This is a genomic window from Enterococcus hulanensis, assembly GCF_005405485.1.
Classification (GTDB): domain Bacteria; phylum Bacillota; class Bacilli; order Lactobacillales; family Enterococcaceae; genus Enterococcus_A; species Enterococcus_A hulanensis.
On record NZ_BJED01000008.1, the window covers coordinates 90,113 to 107,210 of the forward strand.

Here is a 17,098-nt window from a genome sequence, read left to right on the forward strand (position 1 = left end):
CCTCCTGTTAAGCACGCGGAAAAAACTCTTTATACACTTCGGTCATTCGCCGTTTAGTGATATGAGTATAAATCTGTGTTGTAGATATATCAGCATGACCTAGAAGTTCTTGAACCGTTCGCAAATCCGCTCCGTTTTCAAGTAAATGTGTCGCAAAACTATGCCGCAAAGTATGAGGTGTAACATCCTTCATGATCTCTGCTTTGATAACATATTGTTTCAGATTCTTCCATATACCTTGTCGGCTCAGTCCATGACCATGATTGTTAACGAATAAAAATGTTTCATTTGGTGTCTTTTTAGTTAATATGGGCCTAACTTCTGCCAGATAACGTTCTAGCCAATGAATCGCATAATCTCCTAATGGAACGATCCGCTCTTTATCACCCTTACCGACAGTTTGCAAGAGCCCCATTTCCAAATGGATATCCCCAAGTCTTAGTCCAATAAGTTCACTTACCCTTAGTCCAGTGGCATACATCACTTCCAAAATTGCACGATCACGAATTCCTAAATCAGTCGTGGTATCTGGCGCAGCAATCAAACGCTCTACTTCTGCTAATGAAAGTGTTTGGGGAAGCTTTTGGGCCTTCTTTGGACTATCAATATGCTGCATTGGATCGTGGTCCGTGTAACGTTCTTGGCGTAAAAATTGATGAAAACGACGCAAACTAGAAATCATTCGCGTAATCGTAGTAGATGCTTTACCGGCTTCAGTTAAATTTGTCAAAAAAGACACAACCATATAACGATCAACCGCCTGCCATTCAGATACACCTTGATCAGTCAAAAAGGACAAGTATTGCTGCAAGTCCCTTTGGTAACTAATACGTGTATTTTCTGAAAGACCACGTTCAATCGATAAGTAATGTAAATATTCCGTTATTTGTTCATCCATGTTTTCACCACTTTCGCTTTATCATAACAAAAAGTCCCTTGAAATGATAGCACGTATCTTTGCAAGGGACTATATAAATTAATTATAACTTAATCCAATTTAACTAAGAAGTTTACGCATCTTTCTTCTCTTGGCAACTCTGACAAATACCATGAAAAGTCAAACGATGGTCTTTTACTAAAAAGTGATAACGTGATTCTACTACTCGTTCCACATCGCCTAAAAGATCTTCTTCAATTTCTTCGATATTCCCACATTCTAGGCACAAAAGGTGATGATGAAAATGCTCAGCACCTTCTTTTCGTAAATCATAACGCGCCAATCCATCATCAAAACTAATCTTATTGACGATATGCAGTTCGGTTAAAATTTCTAAAGTACGATACACAGTTGCTAAGCCGATTTCAGGGCTTTTCTTTTTCACTAAAAAATAAATTTCTTCGGCCGATAAATGGTCTTTTTCATTTTCCAATAAAACGAGAACGGTTGCTTCACGCTGGGGCGTCAACTTGAATCCAGAATCATGAAGTTGCTTTTTTGTTTTTTGTAAGGCTAGGATTGCGTTCAAGAGAACCCTCCTCTATCTATTTTATAATAATTATAAACAAGCAGCAAGAACTCTACTGTTTTTCTTAGAATTATTATAGTTTATCACCTTTATTTATGCAAGGACATTCTCAATTAGCTTTTTAAACGAATCTCACCTTCAGTTTGTTCAATCAACTTCTCTTTCAATAAGTGACCAATCGCACGCTTAAATTGACCTTTGCTGATGCCGAATGCTTCTTTGATTTCTTCAGGAGCAGACTTATCCCAATAAGGTAATTTATGATCCGTATTTCTTTCCAACATTGTTAAAATCATTGCAGCATCATCACTGATCATTTCATGACTGCGAGGCTTTAATGACATATTCAAAACACCGTCTGGACGAACTCCGATAACACGAGCCTCTACTACTTCACCCAATCGCGGTTCTAGGTAGCGTTCAGATGGATGAACAAAGCCGATATAAAAATCTTCAGTAATTAGATAGGACCCCACAACTTTCAATCGATAAATCGTGCCTTTTTTGTTTTCATTCTGCATTTCTGCATTTCCGGCACGACTTAGAGAGTGGAAGATAGCCTCGTCAGCTAACACACCCCACATCCGGTCTTTTTCATCAACTCGTATACTGACCATTAAGCGATCACCCTTTTTGGGCCAAAGCTCTTTCATACTTGGCATTTCATCCAATGATACGACCATGTCCTTGTCAGCTAAACCAATATTCACGAATACACCTAAATCACGGCGAACGTCTGTTACTTCACCGAAAGCATAATGACCAATTCGAATCTGTGGGATTTTTGTCGTGAAGATAGCCTCTTTCTTTTGATTCACGTAGCCAAATCCCTCAACCGATTCTCCGACTTCATGAGATTCATCTTCATCCTTCAATAAGTGGAAGGTTACACCATTTTTTTGTACCAGATACATACTTTCATTCTCATCGATAATTAATCCGGTAAAAACTTGTCCTAATAGTTCATTCATAATTATTACTCCTTATAAAAATATCTTATATCATTATTAAAGCTGGGAAGACAGTATCTCCCCAGCCTCTATGTCCTAATTTAATTTGATCCATCGCCTTTAAACCAACCAGTTTTACAGTTGATTGTTACCAAATACATCGGCAAGTCTGAGTCTGAATATCCCTTTGTTAAGGATGCTCGATTTGAAGTAGCGTACAAGTTATAGTAGCCTTCACCATTTTCAACTTTCACTGGTTCCAAGCTATAGCCGCCTTCTACAATATAACCACGAGAAATACAAGTTTGAATAACTTTCTCCTTAACTCCGGGAGCCCAAGCATACGCATCGCTGCTTGTGTCGCCTGCTTGATTATTGCTGTCAGTTGATGAAGCTTTATTTTGTGCCTCTTGAGCAGCTTTTTCTTGTTCTTCCTTTTCACGAGCTGCCTTTTCTGCAGCAGCTTTCTCTTCAGCGGCTTTCTTTTCTTTTTCTTTCAATGTTTGATCAACTTTGCTTAATTCATCTTTTTGCGACTGAACCAACGCTTGATTTGCGACCGCTTTAACAGCATTATTTGCTGTATTATACTGATCTCGAGTAACTGATTCGATTACATTACCATCTTTCAATAAACCGTCGGCAGCCTTTTTAGCAGCTTCAAACTTCGAATATTGATCCTTCGCATTGTTAATAGCCTGATTCATTAAGTCATCAAACTCTTTGTCACCTGTATTGATTGATAAGTCTATTGGCTCTGCAGCTTTTAATAGTGGTTTATCAACAATTTTATTTCCATTAATTGCAGCACTTGTAAATAACTGATTGACCGACTGCTCAGCTTTTTGCTTATCGACCAATTCATTATAATTCTTTTTCAAATCATCGTAACGTTTATTGCTTTTATATCGAGACAATTCTTCGTCAATTTTACTAGTGTTGAGAGTGACTTTATCGCTAGCAAGAAAAATCTGTTTGTCATCTGTATAATAGCTCGCGATACTGTCTTCAATTGAATCAAGTTCTTTGTTCTCTTTTTTAACAGTCGCAATACGCTGTGCTTCCACTTCTTTTTCGTGGTGATAATAATAGCCGCCGCCTACTCCTAAAACAGCAATTGCTGCTAAAGTGATGTAAAGTTTTTTACGATTCTTTTTAGGCGGTTCTTCTGAAAATTGAGGGGTTTCTGGTGGAATATCTTCTTCCCCAGAATCCTCATTTTTTTCCGCTGTGTTTTCAGAGTCGATTGATTCTACCTCGGGAGTTTCTGATGAAACTTCTTCTTCAACGAAAGGGATTGGATCAAACTCGGCTGTTCCACCTACTTCAGAAGCTTTTTCATCTGAGAGCTCGTCAGATTCAGCCTCTGAACTTTTTACAGATTCGTCAGAACTTTGACCTTCGGCTTCTAAAGTTGAATCCTGTTCTATTTCATCATTGTCAACAGAGTCCGCTTCATTTGCATTCTCAGATTCATTCTTTTCTGTTTTGTCCTGATCATCTTTGTGCTCACGAATATATTCTGCCAAAATCGGATTCATTTCAGGAGTTTCTTCATTCGTTTCTTTTGAATTTTCTTCTTTCATCTTATCCTCGTTATCCTTAAACATTTTTTGCACAGATTCAATAGGCATGTCAGCTAGCTCTGACCATTCTATCGTGTCATTTTTATCATTAATATCTTCAATATGTTCTCGATCGTTCAACTGTAATGAAAAGCCACACTTCGGACAAGTCGTGCATCCTTCGATGGGTTCAAAACCACAGTTAGGGCATTTTTGCAATGAAATCGGCTCCTTTTTTTCAATCATATGCTTTAATCTATCATATGTTTAGGGATGTTCCAAGCAATTTTCGAGTGAATTAACCAAAAATAATAAAATCCATTTGACTTTTGATGGGTATTATTTCTATTAGAGTTTTATTTTTTTATCGCTAATATATCAATTTTTATTATGCAATTTGTTCGCAATTTTATCACGCACTATTCTTCTATTAAATTGATAAATAAAAAAACTCCTCGAGAAGCATCCCGAGGAGAGTAAAAATCTATTCTAGAAAGTCTTTCAATTGTTTTGAACGTGACGGATGACGTAATTTACGCAATGCCTTCGCTTCAATCTGACGAATCCGTTCACGGGTAACCCCAAAGACACGTCCGACTTCTTCCAAAGTACGGGTTCTGCCATCATCTAAACCGAAACGTAAACGTAACACGTTTTCTTCACGATCAGTCAATGTGTCTAACACGTCTTCTAATTGTTCTTTCAGCATTTCTGATGCAGCGTGCTCAGCAGGGCTAGTTGCTTCTTGGTCTTCGATGAAGTCACCCAAATGCGAGTCATCTTCTTCACCAATCGGAGTCTCCAAAGAAACAGGTTCTTGAGCGATTTTCAAAATCTCACGAACTTTTTCTGTAGGCAAGTCCATTTCAGCACCGATTTCTTCTGGTGTTGGTTCGCGTCCTAAATCTTGCAATAATTGACGTTGTACACGAATTAATTTATTGATAGTTTCCACCATATGAACTGGAATACGAATCGTGCGTGCTTGGTCAGCGATTGCACGGGTAATTGCTTGACGTATCCACCAAGTGGCATAAGTTGAGAATTTGAACCCTTTTCGGTAATCAAATTTTTCAACAGCCTTCATTAATCCCATATTTCCTTCTTGGATTAAATCTAAAAATTGCATACCACGTCCAACGTAACGTTTTGCAATACTTACAACTAGACGTAAGTTTGCTTCGGCTAGACGTTGTTTGGCTTCTTGATCACCTTGTTCGATCAACAGGGCAAGTTCAACTTCTTCTTCAGCGGTCAGTAATGAAACGCGTCCGATTTCTTTTAAATACATACGAACTGGGTCATTGATCTTGACACCAGTTGGGGCCGATAAATCTTCTTTTTGTGCGGCTTTCGCAGTTTCTTCATTTTGTTTTAAACTAGCTTTAGAGGGATCCCCGTTTTCATCGACAACACTGACACCAGCATCTTCAACTTTTTGGATCAACACATCCATTGCTTCTGCACCTAATTCATAAGGAGTCGCTAAACGATTCGTTAGCTCATCATAAACCACTTGTCCCAGTGGTTTCTTTTCCTTGATGAAGGCCGCTACAGCTTTTTCATACTCTTTTTTGTTTTTTACATCTGCCATAAAATAAATGCCCCTTTCACTTCTAGGCTTGTTTCAAGCGTTTCGTCAATTCGATAATCTGAACAGTCAATTCTAATTCTCGCTGCTGGTTTCCGCTTTTTCTGGCCTCAAGCTGCTCTTTTTGTCGTTGTTTTATTTCTTCAGCAATGCCCGATTGGGAAATTACCCGCATCAGATCATAGATTTCTCGTTCATTACTATCTTCTGACATGGATATCATAGAGATGTCGATGGCTAACTGCTTCATCTCATTCTCTTTTAAATAGTTCAGGAAGTCCGCTAAAACAAAATTTCCATGAACCATCATATAACTATCTAGGTAAAGAAGCAATTCTTGATACTGATCATGAATAAATTGAAAATCCGTTTGAACTAACTGTTCACGTATTGAGCTTTCATTCATACTGCGAAACAGCAACATTCGTTCGGCTTTCTCTTCTTTGGTCAACACTTTCTGAACAGGCTGAATCGGCACTTGAGAAACTGGTGCTTGCTGCTGACGTCGTTCAGTACGAAGCGTTTGTCGAACCATCTGCAACTGCTGCTTCAAGCTCTCTCTTGTCAAATGAAAATCATTCGCTAGTTGACCTAGATACATATCTTGCTCAACAGGTGACTGAACTTTTGCCAAATCCTGCATAACGATTTCTAAATAGTTTAACCGATCCGCTTCATTCTCTAAGTTCAATCCTTTTTTACGATACTGCATTTTAAACGCAAAAGGTGTTTGGCGACCATGCTGCAATAAATTTTGCAATTCGGTCACACCGTATTTCCGCAAATATTCATCTGGATCAAGTTTTTCTGGTACAGTAACGGTTGCTAGATTTAAACGACTATGTGCATCTAAAATCGTCAGTGCGCGATCCGTCGCTGCTTGTCCTGGATCATCGCCATCATATGCAATCACTACCTGCCCTGTTACACGCTCAATCGCTGCGATTTGCTGTTCGGTCAAACTAGTTCCCATCGAAGCTAGCCCAATCTTGATATCAGCCTGCCAAGCAGCTAGCACGTCCATGAAGCCTTCAAAAAGAATCGCTTCACCTTGCTTACGGATTTCATTTCGCGCTTTGTCGAAATTGAACAAAACTTGCCGTTTATTAAATAATTCTGTTTCTGGCGAATTCAAATATTTTGGTTGATCATCGCCAGGATAATCATTTGTTTTTAATAAGCGTCCAGAAAATCCGATTGGTTTTCCGCGAAAATCATTTAAGGGAAACATGACTCGATGATAAAAGCGATCACTAAAACTGCCATCATCACGACGGATAAATAATCCACTTCGTTCCATCAAATCAGCATTCACCTTATCTTGCTGTGCAACTTGGACTAGAAAATCTCTCTGACTGGGAGCAAAGCCAATTTTGAATTCGTCAATCAGCTCATCGCTCAATCCGCGATCATGGAGATACTCTAATGCAGCCTCGCCCGCTTTCGTATTTATCAATAAATGATGATACAAATCACGCGTTCGCTCATGCAATGCAATCAGTTGTTGCTGTCCGGATGACGTTTGACTAGCAGGTTCACTCGAAATCTCGATATCTAAAGGAATTTGCTCTATATCTGCAACTTTTTTAACTGCCTCTGGAAAACTGATTCCTTCCAGCTCTTGTAAAAAGGTATACACATTGCCGCCCTTACCGCAACCAAAACAATGAAAAATCTGCTTATCTTCAGCAACCGAAAATGATGGAGTCTTCTCTTCGTGAAATGGACATAATCCTAAATAATTTTTACCAGACTTTTTTAGTTGAACATATTGTCCGATAACTTCTACGATATTTGTTTTTTCACGAACCTCATCAATAACTTGTTGGGGAATTCTTTGCGCCAAAAAAACTTCACCCCAATTCCTAAAAATATAATAACAGCTTTAAAAAATCGCCCTAATTCATCTTTCGATCAGCGCGATTTTTTTGACAAACTTATACAAGTATCATTTTAGCATATTTGTTTATTATTACAAGCTTTCTGCTCATTATTTTAACTATTTTGAAACCTTTGGAACAATGTGATGAAGCGTTTGTTCATTTGAACGATTTCAGCATAAAACATATTTCCGCCATTCTGATATAAGTAACCGCCATTGTATAACACTGATTGCATCTGCATATAACGGTAAGTATGTTGTTGATCATTCCCATAACCTGGTGATAAAACATCCCGAGAATATTCTTCGGCAAGTTCCACACTGTTCTTTCCGCCATGATCGTGAACATATTGAATATATTTCGTTCCAAAGTTATATGCCTGAATCGCGGTATTAAGATCGCACCCTTCAGCTTTAGCCTGTTTGTAGCTATCTGCAAAGTGTTTAACGCCGCTTTCAAGGCTTTCTTGTTGGCTGATAATCTTTCCGCGGCTGCCATAGGCACTTTCAGAACTTTGCATCAAGTCTGTGCCCTTTCCTTTTGACTCAGTATACATAATGGCTAAAATAACATCGGTGTGTTCTCCAACACCAGCTTGATCCGCTAAATTTTGTACTTCATTGCGATAACTATTTACTGTTTGTGTACTTTTATATGTTCGAACTGCAAAAATCCCGCCCACTGCTAAGGTCACTAGGATCGCAAGTGTAATAATTATTTTTAAAAGTTTTCCAATTAATTTCAACATAAAATCTGCCCATCTATCTTCTTTTTTTCTTTATCCATACTACAAGAATCTACTAAGCTTTTAAAAGCATAAATTGACAGCTTTATATTTAATTAATCATTCTAAAGTTTTCATTTCATTAAACAATTAAATTAATGTGCAAGACTCAAAAAAATCGGTATACTTATCTCTGGTAGGTGATGTTGTGAAAAATGAAAAAAAAATCGCTCAGATGAGTGATGGTTCAGAAATTTATTATGAAAAATATGGACAGGGTCCAGCACTGTTTTTACTTCACGGTAATGGTGGCAGCGGAAGATACTTCTCGAAGCAGCTAAATAGTTTCAGCAAACATTTCAGCGTTTACGTCGTGGATAGCCGTGGTCATGGACGTTCGACCAATACACAAAAGGAAACAAGTTTTCAATTGATGGCGGGAGACCTTGCCGCCATCATGCTGCAGGAAAAGATCGATCATGCTGATCTTCTCGGCTTTAGCGATGGCGCCAATTTGGCAATGGTTTTTGCGCGACTTTATCCAGATAAAGTCGATCACCTGATTCTAAATGCCGGAAATACAGTACCTAGCGGAGTGCGGACTATCCCTCACTTTTTGAGCTATGTTCAGTATGCCATTGTTTGGATTGGTGCTTTTGTCGATACAGGGATGAGAAATTTTTTACCGATCTTGCGTTTGCTTTTTCGGGACATTGGATTAACAACTGAGGATCTTAGCAAGATCCAGGCGCCCACTTTAGTTATTGTGGGAAAACATGATTCTATTAAAACGCAACATTCCATGTACATCGCTCGTTCGATTCCGAATGCAAGTTTTGCCATCGTATCGGGGCAAGGTCACATGTTCGCACGAAGAAATCCAAAACGCTTCAACCAAGAGGTATTACAATTTTTAATCAATGAGGAGTGATTTGGTGGTTAAATTAGTCGATTGGTTCAAAGCACATTTAAATAAGTTCAAAACAATTTTTTTAATTTCAGTTATCATTATTGTCATATTCGAATTATCAAATATCGCAAAAACAATTTCCTTCGATCAGCTGTCAACTATTTTTAGCCAGATCAGCATCTGGAATATTTTGCTGATGGCGCTGATTGGATTGGTTTCTGTAACCCCCATGATTGGTTACGACTTTACTTTAAATAACATCCTGGAGCAAAAACCGAAAAAGAGATATATTTTTGAAACTAGCTGGTTAGTCAATACCTTGAATAACATCGCTGGTTTTGGCGGTTTTGTTAGTGCAGGATTACGTTCAGAATTCTATGGCAAGCAATCTTCTGGAAAAAAAGTCGTCCAAGCGTTATCCAAGATTTTAGTCTTTACTATGTCCGGCTTATCTATTTATGCGTTGATCTCTTTTTTCTTGGTAATATTTGACGATCATAATCAATATTTGCGTCAATATTGGATCTGGCTAATTGGAGGCGGTTTGTATTTTCCAATCGTTTTTTGTCTAAGTCTTTTTGGCAAAGGAGAATACCTCGGTGATTTAAAAAGTACTCATCGCTTAGAATTGATTGGAACCTCTTTCCTTGAGTGGACCGGTGTATTAGTGAGTTTCATTTCTACCGGGCTTTTAATGGGAATCAACGTTAGTCTGCGTGACGTTGTACCGTTATTTATTGCAGCTACAGTGATCGGGATCGCCTCAATGATCCCTGGTGAACTTGGCAGCTTTGATCTGATGATGATCATCGGTTTATCAGCTCTGGGTACACCTAGAGAAACGGTTGTTGCGTGGCTTCTGCTATTTAGACTTTTTTATTACTTGATTCCATTTGCTATCGGTTTGGTTTTATTTTTCAAAAACCTTGGTACAACGATTAATACACGTTATAAAGGCATTCCAGTTGGTCTTTTAAAGGAATTAGCCCATAAACTCGAGGGTTTTCTGCTTTACTTTACAGGTATCATGCTAGTCTTGTCTGCAACGATTCCTGAAGCCTTTATTCGCCTGCCATTCTTGCAGCGTTTAAATCCGATTCACTCACGTGTGATCGTTGTATTTCCGGCAATTTTATTAGGGTTTTTATTGATTGTTACTGGCAGAGGGATCTCAGCACGAGTCAAACGAGCTTATGTTCCAACGATTCTTATTGTAACGCTGACCTTCCTTTATTCACTACTGGCAGGCTTTCGTGTCTCAACTGGTTTTTTCTTAGCACTGCTGTTATTATTTGTTATTTTTTCTAAAAATGAATTATACAGAGAGCAACTCGTATATTCTGCAGAATGGATGACAATCGATGGATTTATTATGGGCGGTCTGACAATTTTATACATCATTATCGGTGTGTATAATAGTCCGAACATTCATCATCGTCATCGTTTACCGGAATTCTTTTTGTTTCCTAGCGAACGAATATGGGGTGTTGGTTTCATTGCGATTTTGATCGTAGCCTTCATCATTTTATTAATGATCCGATTCTTGAAAAACAAACGTATTCAAATTGGCGAGGCCGTCGATGAGAAGCGTGTTCAGCATATATTAGAGTCTTATGGCGGTAATCCTGATAGTCAATTAGTTTTTCTCAAAGACAAGAAAGTTTTTTATTATAATAATGGCGAGGAAGATACCGTCTTCTTCCAATTATCAACCTTCAACAACAAGATTTTGATAATGGGTGATCCTTCAGGGAAAACAAGCGATTTCGAAGCAGCTACAGAATCCCTGATCAATGAGGTCGACCGCTATAATTATTTGCCTGTCTTCTATGAAAATAGTGAAGAGATGGTCATGATTCTCCATGAGTTTGGATATGACTTTATCAAGTTTGGTGAACGCGCACATGTTCATTTACCTGACTTTACATTAAGCGGCAAAAAAATGAAGGGACAGCGAGCGAGCTTCAACAAAGTTTTAAAGGAAGGGTATCAATTCGACGTCATCAAACCGCCTTTCTCAGCTGACACGATGTCAGAGTTACGAGCTATTTCTGATGAATGGTTAAGCGGTCGTAAAGAAAAAGGCTTTTCTTTAGGATTCTTCTCAGAAGATTACCTGCAACGTGCGCCAATCGCTGTGATCAAAAATCAAGCTCAAGAGATCGTGGCTTTCGCGAATTTTATGCCAACGTATACGAACAACATAGGAACAATTGATTTGATGCGTCATAGTCCTGAAAAAGCTCCAGGCGGAACAATGGATTTTCTATTCATTAATTTGTTTCAATATATGCGTGACGAAATGGGAATCGAGTACTTTGATTTAGGTATGGCTCCTTTAGCAAATGTTGGTACTTCCCGCAAAAGTTTTACTCAGGAACGAATCGCATACTTAGTGTATAATTTTGGTTCACGCTTCTATTCCTTCGGTGGTTTGAAGGAATACAAAGATAAATACGCAAATGAATGGCTCCCTGAATATGTGTTATACTCTCGCGACAGTTGGATCGGATATGTCATGATTGCACTACTTATCACCGACAATGCACCAGTTCAAGGCGAAAAAAAATATCGCGGATTTCGTCGTTTTATTTTCCGAGATTAGCAACTCCAAATACGAAGTTGCTTTTTTGTATTGACAAGTCCAAGCAATCCGTCTAAAATGAACCACAATATAAAACTAATCAGTTTGGAGCGTTTATTATGACTCAATTAATCTCTGTACAACTGAATAATTTTTACTTTAGCTATTTTAGATAAGTTTGTATTCATGATTCATGGATGCAAACACTTAAGTTTGTATCTATGATGGCTAAGGCTTTTAACGCTGACTTGTCCGGCCACATAGATGAAAATCTATTGTGGCTTTTTATTTTGTTTTAGAAGGCTCATTGTAGATTTTCGAATCTATGATGAGCTTTTTTCTATGGCGGTTCTAAGCAAATAAAAAAATGGAGGAATTAATATGAACACTGTACCGAAAATTATGATTAAACCAGACGCCCTTGCAGCAATCGGCAGTTACGCAGCTTCACTTTGGTCAAAGAAAAAAATTGTCTTAATCAGTGACAATGAGACTTTCGACCTTTATGGAACACTAATCCTCCAATACCTGACAATTTTTGATTTTGAAGTGCATACTTTGATTTTAAACGAAGTTCACTATACAACAACTACCGCAAGTCTAGTCTATGATTTCTTAACTAATCAAGGAATCACTCAAGCAGACGGAATTATTGGTTTAGGGAATGAAGCAGTTTGCCAATTAAGCGGATATGTCTCAGCAACTTACTGCGGCGGTCTTTCATTAATTCAGATACCCACTACTTTGCTAGGCCAACTTACGCTTCCAAAACAAAAACATGCCTGCTTATTTAATAGTGAGGCGAGATATTTACAATCAGTAGTTTCAAAACCGGACGGGATTTTAATCGACACGAATATTGGCAATGACGCTTCTGTTGAAGAAGTGAATTCCGTACAAACTTTTCTGCTCAAATTAGGGCTTTCGCAAGATCACGCGTCTCGCCGTGAGTTGAGAAAGAAAACTCGGATCTGCGGTCACCAATTGGACTACAAGAAAATACTTGATGCATTACCTTCTAACCTGCCACTTTCTAAACAAATACGGCTGCTTTCGAGTTCGCAGTATCTTGATATTCGGTCTATCTTACTGTTTGGAATCCCTTCAAGTTTCTAAAAAATAAAGAGTCTAGGAAGGAACATCCTAGACTCTCAGATAAAACGTATTAAGGTTAATCGATCACGATTCATTCATAATCCAATTTCATATTTATTTCAGCTATGTCAAATGGTTTCCATATCTCTTCACCACGAGAATCCTCAAGCGGTGTATCACCTTTTCCTTTCACACAAACAGCAGATTCAGGTTGTATCGGATCATCCAAGACTGCTTTTTCAACAACGATCTGATGTGTCCAATCACAACCAAAATCGTAGATGTATTCGATTTTCCCACCTTCTTGAAAGTCCTCATCGATCAGTCGCTTTTTCTCATCAAATTGCGGCATCTCTAAATCATTCGGCCCAATCATTTTCGTGCGATCCACAAAGAAACTGTGGAGATGGCTATCCTCCCAATCAAAAGCAGCTTGCAAAATACGATGCAAACGTTCGTAAGAGATACCAGCGGGAATCAGAAGTCTTCGCCAAATTGGCGGTTTGAATCCCTTCAAGTCTACTCGAACAAAATAACTCGTTACTTTATTTTCATCTTGATACTGTCTAGGAAATTTTAAAATATTATCTGGAAGATTTTTCTTTGGCGGCTCTTCAAGATCGTAATGTTCAATATTATATGGATCTTCGACTTCGAAATTTCCTTCACGCCACTCATCCATAATCGCTAATTTAGTTTTCGACCAATAATTAGGATTGCTCATCCGAGTCAAAAAAGCGGTCTTATTTAGGTAAAGAAAATACTGCATGTTTTTGCATTCTTCTTCAGTAATAATTTTTTCATGAAACAGCGCGCTATATAAATCTAATAAAATTTGATAGGCATAAAAGCTTTCGTCGATAAATAGCGGCATATGTTTTGGCATATGATGAATCAAGGCATCTTCGACAATCTCTTCATCCAACAGTTTATCACTAAGCTTTCCTTTATCAATAAAACTCAAAAAGAATTCCACTGTGCGAATAAGTCCATCCGGTTCTGCAAGTCCTCCAGCGATAAAATAATACGTCATATCTCTTGTCATTCGATCCAACAATTTGTCAAGCTTATCCATACGAACCTCCTTCAACACTTATTCTCCTCTTACTAATAGTAAAAGAAAAAAGAGGTTCAATCAATACTGAATCGACTGAACCTCTAAGTTTATTTCTTTCCGCCAAAGGCATCCTTTACTTTACCAAAGAAACCCTCTTCTTTTTGTTCGCTAACAGTTTGACCGCCAGCTTCCGCAAACGCACGTAAAGCCTCACGCTGCTTATCATTCAAGTTTTTAGGCGTAATGATTTTTACCGTAACTTGTTGATCTCCATTCGTGTTACCGCGAAGTCTTGGTGCACCTTTGCCGCGGAGTCTGAATTTCGCTCCTGTTTGTGTTCCGGCAGGCACTTTTAGCTTCACATCGCCATGAACAGTTGGCACATTTATCTCATCACCTAAAGCGGCTTGTACAAAGCTCAAAGGCAACGTGTAATAAATTTCCGCACCATCACGGTCAAAGATATCGCTTTGTTTCACCTTGAAGACCACATAAAGATCACCATAAGGCCCACCGTTGATTCCAGCTTCACCTTGATCTGCTAAACGCATTTGTTGGCCATCTTCTACACCAGCAGGTACCTTCACCTTAACTGTATGAGGACGTTTTTCATGGCCAGATCCATGACAAGTTGGACATGGGTCTTTGATTTCTTTCCCTGTACCGTGACAAACATCACACGTTTGGCGACTCATCACACGACCAAGCGGTGTTTGGTGTTCTACATTAATTGAGCCTGAACCGTGACACTTATGACAAACTTCTGGTTGTGTTCCAGGTTTTGCGCCATTTCCGTTGCAAGTATGACAAGTTTCTTCACGATTATACTTAATATCTTTTTCCACACCAAAAATAGCTTCTTCAAATTCCAAGTTGATCGAATATTGTAAATCCGAACCTTGTCTAGGAGCTTTAGGATCCGCTTGTCGCGAACCGCCACCACCAAAGAACGACTCAAAGATATCTTCAAATCCAAATCCGCCTGCTCCGCCAAAGCCACCAGCGCCACCGAAACCGCCAGCGCCTCCAGCACCGAAATTCGGATCAGTACCAGCATGCCCATATTGATCATAAGCAGCTCGTTTTTGTGGATCACTTAAAATTTCATACGCCTCAGAAATTTCTTTGAACTTCTCTTCAGCATCAGCTTCTTTATTAATATCCGGATGGTACTGCTTGGAAAGCTTGCGGTATGCCTTTTTTATTTCATCATCCGAAGCACCTTTTTGCACCCCAAGGACTTCGTAATAATCCCGTTTTGTAGCCATTGGCTTCCCTCCATAATTTCATAGAATCGTTAGTATTGTATCACAATCAAATTCGATACGATACTTTTCTTAGATTTTTTCTACAGGAATGGCTAATCTTGAAAGAAAAAAGGCCAAAGCGATGACTTTGGCCTTTTATCAACGAATCAATTATTTGTCGTCATCGTTAACTTCTTCAAAATCAGCATCCACGACATCATCCGCGCCGCCTTGAGCTGCGTTTGGATCAGCCTCTGCTTGTTGTTGTGCTGCTTGTTCGTAAAGTTTAACCGTTAAGTTTTGTACAATTTCATTCAACGCATCGCGTTTTTCTTTCATTTGTTCAATATCATTAGCTTCAACCGCTGCTTTTAGTTCATCGCGAGCATCTTCAGCTTTCTTCACTTCGTCAGCGTCCACTTTACCTTCTAATTCTTTCAATGTCTTATCAACAGAGAATAGCAAAGCATCAACATCATTACGTAAATCTACTTCTTCTTTACGAGCTTTGTCGGCATCCGCATTTGCTTCAGCGTCTTTCACCATACGTTCGATTTCATCATCTGACAAGCCAGAAGAAGATTTGATCGTTATTTTTTGTTCTTTTTGTGTTCCCAAATCTTTCGCAGAAACGTTTACGATACCGTTTTTATCAATATCGAATGAAACTTCGATTTGAGGGATTCCGCGAGGTGCAGCTGGAATATCTGTTAATTGGAAACGACCTAATGTTTTATTATCCGCAGCCATTGGACGTTCACCTTGTAAAACATGAATATCTACAGCAGGTTGATTGTCAGCAGCTGTTGAGAATACTTGTGATTTGCTTGTTGGAATCGTTGTATTGCGGTCAATCAATTTCGTGAATACGCCGCCCATTGTTTCGATACCTAATGACAATGGTGTTACGTCTAATAATACAACGTCTTTAACATCACCAGTGATAACTCCACCTTGGATCGCAGCACCCATTGCTACTACTTCATCCGGGTTAACTGATTTATTTGGTTCTTTACCTGTTTCTTTACGTACTGCTTCTACTACTGCTGGAATACGTGTAGAACCACCGACTAAAATAACTTCGTCGATTTCAGATTGAGACAAGCCAGCATCCTTCAATGCTTGACGAACTGGAGCTTTTGTACGTTCAACTAAATCAGCAGTGATTTCGTCAAATTTCGCACGAGAAAGTGTTGTTTCTAAGTGCAATGGACCAGCATCGCCAGCTGTAATAAATGGTAAGCTGATTTGAGTTGAGCTGACACCAGATAAATCTTTCTTCGCTTTTTCAGCAGCGTCTTTCAAACGTTGCATAGCCATCTTATCTTTTGAAAGATCAATTCCGTTGGCTTGTTTAAAGTCAGCAACTAAGTAATCAATAATTTTGTTATCAAAGTCATCTCCACCTAGGCTGTTATCCCCTGCAGTGGATAATACGTCAAAGACTCCGTCACCTAATTCAAGAATTGAAACGTCGAAAGTACCACCACCAAGGTCAAATACTAAGATTTTTTCATCTTTATCTGTTTTATCTAAACCGTATGCTAATGCTGCTGCTGTTGGTTCGTTAACGATACGTTCAACTTCCAAACCAGCGATTTTACCAGCATCTTTGGTTGCTTGACGTTGTGAATCGTTGAAGTATGCAGGAACAGTAATAACTGCTTTTTCAACTTTTTCACCTAGGTAATCTTCTGCAAATCCTTTGATGTATTGTAATACCATCGCTGAAATTTCTTGCGGTGTGTACGATTTGCCGTCTGCTTCTACTTTATATCCAGCTTCACCCATATGACGTTTAATAGATGAAATCGTATGTGGATTTGTTACTGCTTGACGTTTTGCTACTTCACCAACTTGGATCTCGCCATTTTTGAATGAAACAACGGATGGTGTTGTACGATTTCCTTCCGGATTAGTAATGATTTTAGCTTCTCCGCCTTCTAAGACAGCGACTGCTGAGTTCGTTGTACCTAAGTCAATACCGATAATTTTACTCATAGTTGAAAATCTCCTTTTCCATTAT

13 protein-coding genes are annotated in these 17,098 nt (G+C 38.8%); 3 read left to right on the forward strand and 10 right to left on the reverse strand.

The genetic code is table 11. The features are described 5' to 3' along the window. Positions 1-7: 7 nt before the first annotated feature. From xerD to FFR60_RS10435, 7 genes are all read right to left on the reverse strand, one after another. The gene (xerD, locus tag FFR60_RS10405; RefSeq protein WP_137664100.1) at positions 8-898 is read right to left on the reverse strand and encodes a site-specific tyrosine recombinase XerD; all 891 of its coding nucleotides are present in this window, start codon (positions 896-898) and stop codon (positions 8-10) included. Between the two features lie 112 nt (positions 899-1,010). Further along, the gene (gene fur, locus FFR60_RS10410) at positions 1,011-1,466 is read right to left on the reverse strand and encodes a ferric iron uptake transcriptional regulator (RefSeq protein ID WP_010744609.1); all 456 of its coding nucleotides are present in this window, start codon (positions 1,464-1,466) and stop codon (positions 1,011-1,013) included. Between the two features lie 113 nt (positions 1,467-1,579). Next, on the reverse strand, positions 1,580-2,437 hold the full coding sequence (locus FFR60_RS10415) for a CvfB family protein (protein ID WP_137664101.1): 858 nt from the start codon (positions 2,435-2,437) through the stop codon (positions 1,580-1,582). Between the two features lie 80 nt (positions 2,438-2,517). Continuing rightward, complete coding sequence (locus tag FFR60_RS10420; protein ID WP_137664102.1) at positions 2,518-4,200, reverse strand: cell division site-positioning protein MapZ family protein; 1,683 nt, start codon at positions 4,198-4,200, stop codon at positions 2,518-2,520. Positions 4,201-4,465: 265 nt separating this feature from the next. After that, positions 4,466-5,575, reverse strand: a complete 1,110-nt coding sequence (gene rpoD / locus FFR60_RS10425) for an RNA polymerase sigma factor RpoD (RefSeq protein ID WP_088932354.1) — start codon at positions 5,573-5,575, stop codon at positions 4,466-4,468. A gap of 22 nt (positions 5,576-5,597) precedes the next feature. Next, positions 5,598-7,418, reverse strand: a complete 1,821-nt coding sequence (gene dnaG / locus FFR60_RS10430) for a DNA primase (RefSeq protein ID WP_137664103.1) — start codon at positions 7,416-7,418, stop codon at positions 5,598-5,600. A gap of 149 nt (positions 7,419-7,567) precedes the next feature. Continuing rightward, positions 7,568-8,203, reverse strand: coding sequence for a lysozyme family protein (locus FFR60_RS10435; RefSeq protein WP_137664104.1), 636 nt, complete (start codon positions 8,201-8,203; stop codon positions 7,568-7,570). Between the two features lie 184 nt (positions 8,204-8,387). On the opposite strand from FFR60_RS10435, the gene FFR60_RS10440 reads away from it, so the two are divergent. The 3 genes from FFR60_RS10440 (at position 8,388) to FFR60_RS10450 (ending at position 12,789) form a co-directional block, all read left to right on the forward strand. Beyond that, positions 8,388-9,110 carry an alpha/beta fold hydrolase gene (locus FFR60_RS10440; RefSeq protein WP_088932351.1) on the forward strand — a complete coding sequence of 241 codons (723 nt, stop codon included), beginning with the start codon at positions 8,388-8,390 and terminating at the stop codon, positions 9,108-9,110. Then, positions 9,100-11,694 (forward strand): bifunctional lysylphosphatidylglycerol flippase/synthetase MprF, encoded by a 2,595-nt coding sequence (mprF, locus tag FFR60_RS10445; protein WP_371853211.1) that lies wholly within the window; start codon positions 9,100-9,102, stop codon positions 11,692-11,694. The genes FFR60_RS10440 and mprF overlap by 11 nt, the downstream gene beginning before the upstream one ends. A 360-nt stretch (positions 11,695-12,054) precedes the next feature. Beyond that, complete coding sequence (locus tag FFR60_RS10450) at positions 12,055-12,789, forward strand: dehydroquinate synthase/iron-containing alcohol dehydrogenase family protein (protein WP_137664106.1); 735 nt, start codon at positions 12,055-12,057, stop codon at positions 12,787-12,789. Between the two features lie 70 nt (positions 12,790-12,859). On the opposite strand, the gene FFR60_RS10455 is transcribed toward FFR60_RS10450, so the two are convergent. From FFR60_RS10455 to dnaK, 3 genes are all read right to left on the reverse strand, one after another. Beyond that, complete coding sequence (locus tag FFR60_RS10455) at positions 12,860-13,843, reverse strand: plasmid pRiA4b ORF-3 family protein (protein WP_137664107.1); 984 nt, start codon at positions 13,841-13,843, stop codon at positions 12,860-12,862. 89 nt (positions 13,844-13,932) lie between these two features. Next, entirely contained in the window at positions 13,933-15,093 is a 1,161-nt protein-coding gene (gene dnaJ / locus FFR60_RS10460; protein ID WP_137664108.1) for a molecular chaperone DnaJ, read from the reverse strand. A 150-nt stretch (positions 15,094-15,243) separates the two neighbouring features. Beyond that, the gene (gene dnaK, locus FFR60_RS10465) at positions 15,244-17,073 is read right to left on the reverse strand and encodes a molecular chaperone DnaK (RefSeq protein ID WP_088932346.1); all 1,830 of its coding nucleotides are present in this window, start codon (positions 17,071-17,073) and stop codon (positions 15,244-15,246) included. Between the last annotated feature and the right edge of the window lie 25 nt (positions 17,074-17,098).

Coding starts and splice junctions, on each gene's coding strand:
- FFR60_RS10450 (WP_137664106.1), top strand. CDS start 12,055: ATGAACACTGTACCGAAAATTATGATTAAACCAGACGCCCTTGCAGCA.
- dnaK (WP_088932346.1), bottom strand. CDS start 17,073: ATGAGTAAAATTATCGGTATTGACTTAGGTACAACGAACTCAGCAGTC.
- xerD (WP_137664100.1), bottom strand. CDS start 898: ATGGATGAACAAATAACGGAATATTTACATTACTTATCGATTGAACGT.
- FFR60_RS10415 (WP_137664101.1), bottom strand. CDS start 2,437: ATGAATGAACTATTAGGACAAGTTTTTACCGGATTAATTATCGATGAG.
- FFR60_RS10455 (WP_137664107.1), bottom strand. CDS start 13,843: ATGGATAAGCTTGACAAATTGTTGGATCGAATGACAAGAGATATGACG.
- dnaJ (WP_137664108.1), bottom strand. CDS start 15,093: ATGGCTACAAAACGGGATTATTACGAAGTCCTTGGGGTGCAAAAAGGT.
- mprF (WP_371853211.1), top strand. CDS start 9,100: ATGAGGAGTGATTTGGTGGTTAAATTAGTCGATTGGTTCAAAGCACAT.
- rpoD (WP_088932354.1), bottom strand. CDS start 5,575: ATGGCAGATGTAAAAAACAAAAAAGAGTATGAAAAAGCTGTAGCGGCC.
- FFR60_RS10435 (WP_137664104.1), bottom strand. CDS start 8,203: ATGTTGAAATTAATTGGAAAACTTTTAAAAATAATTATTACACTTGCG.